Origin of the sequence: Azospirillum sp., from assembly GCF_035627195.1 — a bacterium.
Taxonomy (GTDB): Bacteria; Pseudomonadota; Alphaproteobacteria; order Azospirillales; family Azospirillaceae; genus Azospirillum.
The window spans coordinates 1-5045 of the sequence record NZ_DASPMG010000044.1 but is presented as its reverse complement, the minus strand read 5'-3'; the positions used below and the strand labels follow the sequence as shown (position 1 = coordinate 5045).

General features: G+C 69.0%; 6 protein-coding genes. 4 read left to right on the top strand and 2 right to left on the bottom strand.

The features are described 5' to 3' along the window. Window positions 1–430: 430 nt before the first annotated feature. A complete protein-coding gene (locus VED21_RS03890; protein WP_324880999.1) occupies window positions 431–844 on the bottom strand; it encodes a hypothetical protein in 414 nt (137 codons plus the stop codon). Window positions 845–883: 39 nt separating this feature from the next. After that, on the bottom strand, window positions 884–1504 hold the full coding sequence (locus tag VED21_RS03885) for a hypothetical protein (RefSeq protein WP_324880998.1): 621 nt from the start codon (window positions 1502–1504) through the stop codon (window positions 884–886). Between the two features lie 122 nt (window positions 1505–1626). Between VED21_RS03885 and VED21_RS03880 the strand changes: the two genes are divergently transcribed. The 4 genes from VED21_RS03880 to VED21_RS03865 form a co-directional block, all read left to right on the top strand. Next, a complete protein-coding gene (locus VED21_RS03880) occupies window positions 1627–1869 on the top strand; it encodes a hypothetical protein (protein ID WP_324880997.1) in 243 nt (80 codons plus the stop codon). A 217-nt stretch (window positions 1870–2086) separates the two neighbouring features. Beyond that, entirely contained in the window at window positions 2087–3169 is a 1083-nt protein-coding gene (locus VED21_RS03875) for an ABC transporter ATP-binding protein (RefSeq protein WP_324880996.1), read from the top strand. Between the two features lie 50 nt (window positions 3170–3219). Next, entirely contained in the window at window positions 3220–4551 is a 1332-nt protein-coding gene (locus VED21_RS03870) for an ABC transporter substrate-binding protein (protein ID WP_324880995.1), read from the top strand. A gap of 116 nt (window positions 4552–4667) precedes the next feature. Further along, on the top strand, window positions 4668–5045 hold a 378-nt coding region (locus VED21_RS03865; RefSeq protein WP_324880994.1), incomplete at its 3' end, for a sugar ABC transporter permease.

Sequence of the window (5045 nt, the reverse complement as noted above, 5' to 3'; positions counted from 1 at the left end):
TGTATCTCTGCTTGGCTTGGAATGCGCGGTCAAACGACCCCGAATGTGCCAGGCCCCTCTCTACCGGAGGACCCCAACCGCAGGTCTCGCCGCCTGCGCATCCCTTCTCACAACACGATATGCGATTGTCAAAGATCCGTGGGCGCCAGTTCCGAACCGTCTCCGGCGCCGCGTCCGATTGAGGGGCGCTGTATAATCAGCGACAATCAACCGGTCAAGTACTTTTTGATCTCTTTTCGCTTTTCTGAGGAGCGAGGTCATCGCCACTCTTCAAGCCAAGGATTGATCTTCCTTGTTCCCACCGTGTGTCGCCGTTTGTCTTCGGCGGCCACCGCATCGGGAGGCGGTTTGTAGTCGCCCTCGCCCCCTCGACGCAAGCATTTTCTTCTGTCGAATTTCGCGCCGGTCCGGAAACTTTCGGTCCCGGCCCTCAGCGCCCGCCGGTGGGCCGGCCCGTCAGCTCGCGCAGCAGCCGGTCCTTGGCCGTCTGGCCGCTGCCCGTCACGGGGCGGCCGGTCAGCGAGGCGAAGAAGCCGACGATGCCGCCGGCCGGGCGCGCGTCCTTGGCCGAAGGGCGGAGATGGGAAGCGGCATGGCGCTTTGCAAGCGTGGCCGCGTGCGCGGCGAGGCGCGCGCGGCTGTCGCGCGACAAGGTCTTGTAGGCGAGGTCGGCGCGCTCCAGGTCTTCCGGCAGTTCGGTGGCGCGGGCGATGAGCAGCGCCTTGTGCAGCAGGTCGACGTCCCAGGGCGGGGCGCCGGCGACGGTCATCGTCTCCACGGCGCGCAGCAGCGTGTCCACGGCGTCCATGGTGGCGTCCATGGCGGCGGCCGTCCCTTCCAACATGCGCTTGGCCTCTCCCAGCCCTATCAACACCCGCCCCAATCAACACCCGTTGAACGCGCGGATCCGTTCGATCAGCAGCCGGCCCTCGGACGGCACGACGATGACGTCGGCGGTGCCGTCGCAGCGCCGGCCGGAGCGGTGCACGTAATGATAGCGCACCCGCACCAGCCCCTGCATGATCTCTTTGGCGTCAAGCAGGCGCAGCGGCTCGGACATGCCGCCATAGAAGTCACCCATGGCGCGGGCCTCATACGGTCCCTGGTTGCGCTTCTCGGCCACCAGATAGGTGTTGGCCCGCGCGCCGTCGGCCGCTGCTGCCGCGGCGTAGAAGGCGCGCACGACATCCTCCGCCGTTGCCGCGGGCGGCGGAGGCGGCGCGGCCGGGGCTGCGACCGGGTTCGGAGCCGGGTTCGGGGCCGGCGCCACCATCGGCGGGGGAGCCGGCGGCTGCGCCGGGGCGGGCGGTGGCAGCGGCGTCGCCGTGATGGAGGGCGCCGCCGGCGCCGGGGCGGGTGCCGGACTCTGCGGCGGGCGCAGCGAGATGGGCGGGCCGACCGTCTGGGCCGCCGCGTCCAGGGCCACGGCGCTTGCCGCCATCCCCAGGATCAGGGCCCCCAGAATCAGAGCTAGGCCCACCGCCGCCGTGCGAATCGCGTTCATCGTCCGCCTCCGTCCGTTCGCCGGGGTCTTAGCCGATGCCTGTGCCACGGGGAAGGGTGGCGCTCGCCCCCGGCCGTCATGGCAGCTATAACGCCGCCTTCGCAGGATAGAGGAAAGTGGGCATGGCGGCGTTGACGGTTCCGGTGCTGAGGTTCGAATCGCGGGACGCGTGCGAGCGCGCGGTCGCGGCGCTGCTGGACCAGCAGTTCGACGTGCGGCGCGAATCCGACACCGAAATCGGCTGCACTCCGTGGGAGGACCTTGAGGAAGCCCGCCTTATCCTTCAGGCCGAGGGCATCGCCTGCGTGCGCGCCGGCAAGGAGGTGCCGCGCCCCGGCCCCCGCCGCCCCGGCCCGGTGCCCTAAAAAACCACTCCGCCTCCCCCGTTGACAAACCGGTGCCGCCCTATCATCGTATGTACACGCACAGACAAACGATTGTCTTGGCGCAATCAACGGCGACGGCGAAACCATGCCGCGCACCAAGAACGGTTCCTGGGAGGGAACAGCATGCCTGAGACGCCCGACACCCGGATTCCGCCCGCGCGCCGCCCGGCCTCCCTCCGGCCGCAGGGGTAGGCGCATGGCTTCGGTGGTGCTGGAGAGCCTGCGCAAGGCGTTCGGCGGCCTGGTCGTCGTCGATTCCGTGTCGATGCGCATCGAGGACGGCGAGCTGATGGTCTTCGTCGGCCCGTCCGGCTGCGGCAAGTCGACGACGCTGCGCATGATCGCCGGACTGGAGCCGGCCAGCGGCGGCGACATCCTGATCGGCGGCCGCCGGGTGACGGAGCTGGAGCCCAAGGACCGCAACGTCGCCATGGTGTTCCAGAACTACGCGCTGTACCCGCACAAGTCGGTCTACGACAACCTGGCCTTCGGCCTGCGCATGCGCGGCGCCGGCCGGGCGGAGATCGAGGCGCGCGTGCGCCGCGCCGCCGCCATGCTGGGCCTGGCCGACCTCCTGGACCGCAAGCCGCGCCAGCTGAGCGGCGGACAGATGCAGCGCGTGGCGCTGGGCCGCGCCCTGGTGCGCGAGCCGGACGTCTTCCTGCTGGACGAGCCGCTGTCGAACCTGGACGCCAAGCTGCGCGTGCACATGCGCGAGGAGATCGCGCGCCTGCACGCCGAGGTCGGCACCTCCATGGTCTACGTCACGCATGACCAGGTGGAGGCGATGACGCTGGGCTCGCGCATCTGCGTGATGAAGGACGGACGCGTGCAGCAGCTGGGCGCACCCTTGGAGGTGTACGACCGGCCGGCCAACCGCTTCGTCGCCGGCTTCATCGGCTCGCCCGAGATGAACTTCGTGGACGGCGAGCTGGCCGCCTCGCCGGAGGGGCCGGAGTTCCGCGCCGGCGGCGTGCGCCTGCCGCTGGCTGGCTGCCCGGGCGCCGAACGCGCCACGCCGGGCGACCGCGTCACCCTGGGCATCCGCCCCGAACACCTGGAGGCGGGCCTGTCCGGCGGACTGTCCGGCATGGTGGTGCTGGTCGAGCAGATGGGCAGCCAGACGCTGGTCCTGCTGCGCCTGGACGGGGCCGAGCTGCGCGCCGTGCTGCCGCGCGACGACCGCCTTGCCGCCGGCCAGCCCCTGGCGCTGCGCGTGGCGCCGGAACGCATCCACCTCTTCGACGCGGGCACCGGCCTCGCCCTGCGTCCGCACTGAAAGAGCCGAAAACGGCAGGCCGGATAACCAAAAGGAAGGGAGGAGAAACCATGAGCAAGCGAGGGTTCGACGGTTCCCTGACACGCCGCCGGTTCCTGGCCACCACCGGCGGGGCGGCGGTCGCCGCCGCGGCGTCCAGCCTGCCCGCCCCCGCCGTGCACGCCCAGGTGCACGAGCTGCGTTTCCTGAACGCCGAGCCGGCGGTGGATTCCGTCCGCGCTCTCCGCGTTGCCGCCGCGCAGTACGAGCGCGAACGGCGGGTGAAGATCACCATCGACACGGTTCCGGTGGGCGACGCCTACACCCGCATGGTGTCCGCCATCCGCGGCGGCAAGCCGTACGACATCGGCACGCTGATCTTCGTGGCGCACGTCCTGTCGCTGGCCAACGAGGGGCAGCTCACCCCCATCACCGACCTGGTCAACAAGTACAAGTGGGGCAAGCGCATCCTGTTCCCCATCAACGGCCAGCACTACTGGTACATGTACGACTACAATCTCTGCTGGCTGTATTACCGCAAGGACCTGTACGACCAGCTGAAGCTGGAACCGGCGAAGACCTGGGACCAGTTCCTGGAGAACAGCCGCAAGACCATGACCTCGGGCGCCAACCCGCGCTTCGGCATGACCACGCCCATCGGCAGCAACGACGCCACCAACTGGATGAGCCTGGGCTACCTCTGGGCGTCCGGCGTCGGGCTGTTCGACGACAAGTGGAACCTCACCTTCGACAGCCCGGAATCGCGGCAGAAGACGGCCAAGTTCCTGGATTTCTTCGGCGAGCTGTACAAGACCATGCCGCCGGGCCTCAGCCAGATCACCTTCGGCAACGTGCTGGCACACTTCGGGTCGGAGCAGGCGGCGCACGCCCCCTACGCCGGCCGCCTGATCGAGTACCTGGAGCAGCGGGCGCCCACCCTGGCCGACAAGTACGGCATGATGCCCTACCCCGACGATGCGGGCGTGAAGAGCGCCGTCAACCACGGCTACGACGGCTGGGTGGTCGGCAAGACGCCGCTGGCGGAAGAGGCCGTGCGCTTCATGGAGTGGTTCGGCGACGCCCACTACATCAACTTCCTGCACTCCGCCCCGCTGCACTTCCAGCCGCCGCGCCTGGACATCTACGAGGACGCGCGCTGGCGCGCCCACCCGCTGATCGAGAAGCACGCGGGTGCGGTGAAGGAGATGCAGCGCTACCTGGACGACCCGAACATCGTCATCCGCTCCATCGACACCGAAGGGCCGGCGCCCGACATGCGCCCGGCCAAGATCTTTGAAAGCTGGATCCTGCCGGAGATGCTGCAAAGCAAGGTGCTGAAGGGCACCCCGTCCGAGCAATGCGTCGCCGACGCGGCGGAGCGCATGCGGAAGCTGGTGGCGTAAGGAAGGACCGTAGGTTGGGTTGAGCCGAAGGCGAAAACCCAACGCGGCAGCATTGCGCAGGCCGTTGGGTTTTCGCTGGCGCTCAACCCAACCTACGGGCGCTTGGAGTGGGTGGCATGCGTTCGCAGTTCGACTGGCTCATCTACCTGTTCTTCGCCTTGGGCCTTCTGGTCACGGGGGCGTTCATCGTGGTGCCGGCGGTGCACGCGCTGTGGCTCAGCCTGCACCAGGCGAACAGCTTCATCGCAGCGCCCCGGTGGGTGGGGTTCGAGAACTACGCGCGCATCCTGGCCGACCCGGCGTTCTGGCACGCCATGGGCAACGGGCTGATCTACGCCGGCACCTCCATCGTCCTGCAGGTGGTGCTGGGCATCGCCTTCGCGCTGGTGCTGAACGAGCATTTCCCCGGCCGGCGGCTGGCGCGCGGCTTCGTGGTGCTGCCCTACCTGCTGCCGACCGTGGTGGTGGCGCTGACCTTCCAGTGGATGATGGAC

Bases quoted from the DNA above. Each gene is read 5' to 3' on its own strand.
- VED21_RS03870 (WP_324880995.1), top strand. From the start codon at position 3,220: ATGAGCAAGCGAGGGTTCGACGGTTCCCTGACACGCCGCCGGTTCCTG.
- VED21_RS03875 (WP_324880996.1), top strand. From the start codon at position 2,087: ATGGCTTCGGTGGTGCTGGAGAGCCTGCGCAAGGCGTTCGGCGGCCTG.
- VED21_RS03880 (WP_324880997.1), top strand. From the start codon at position 1,627: ATGGCGGCGTTGACGGTTCCGGTGCTGAGGTTCGAATCGCGGGACGCG.
- VED21_RS03885 (WP_324880998.1), bottom strand. From the start codon at position 1,504: ATGAACGCGATTCGCACGGCGGCGGTGGGCCTAGCTCTGATTCTGGGG.
- VED21_RS03890 (WP_324880999.1), bottom strand. From the start codon at position 844: ATGTTGGAAGGGACGGCCGCCGCCATGGACGCCACCATGGACGCCGTG.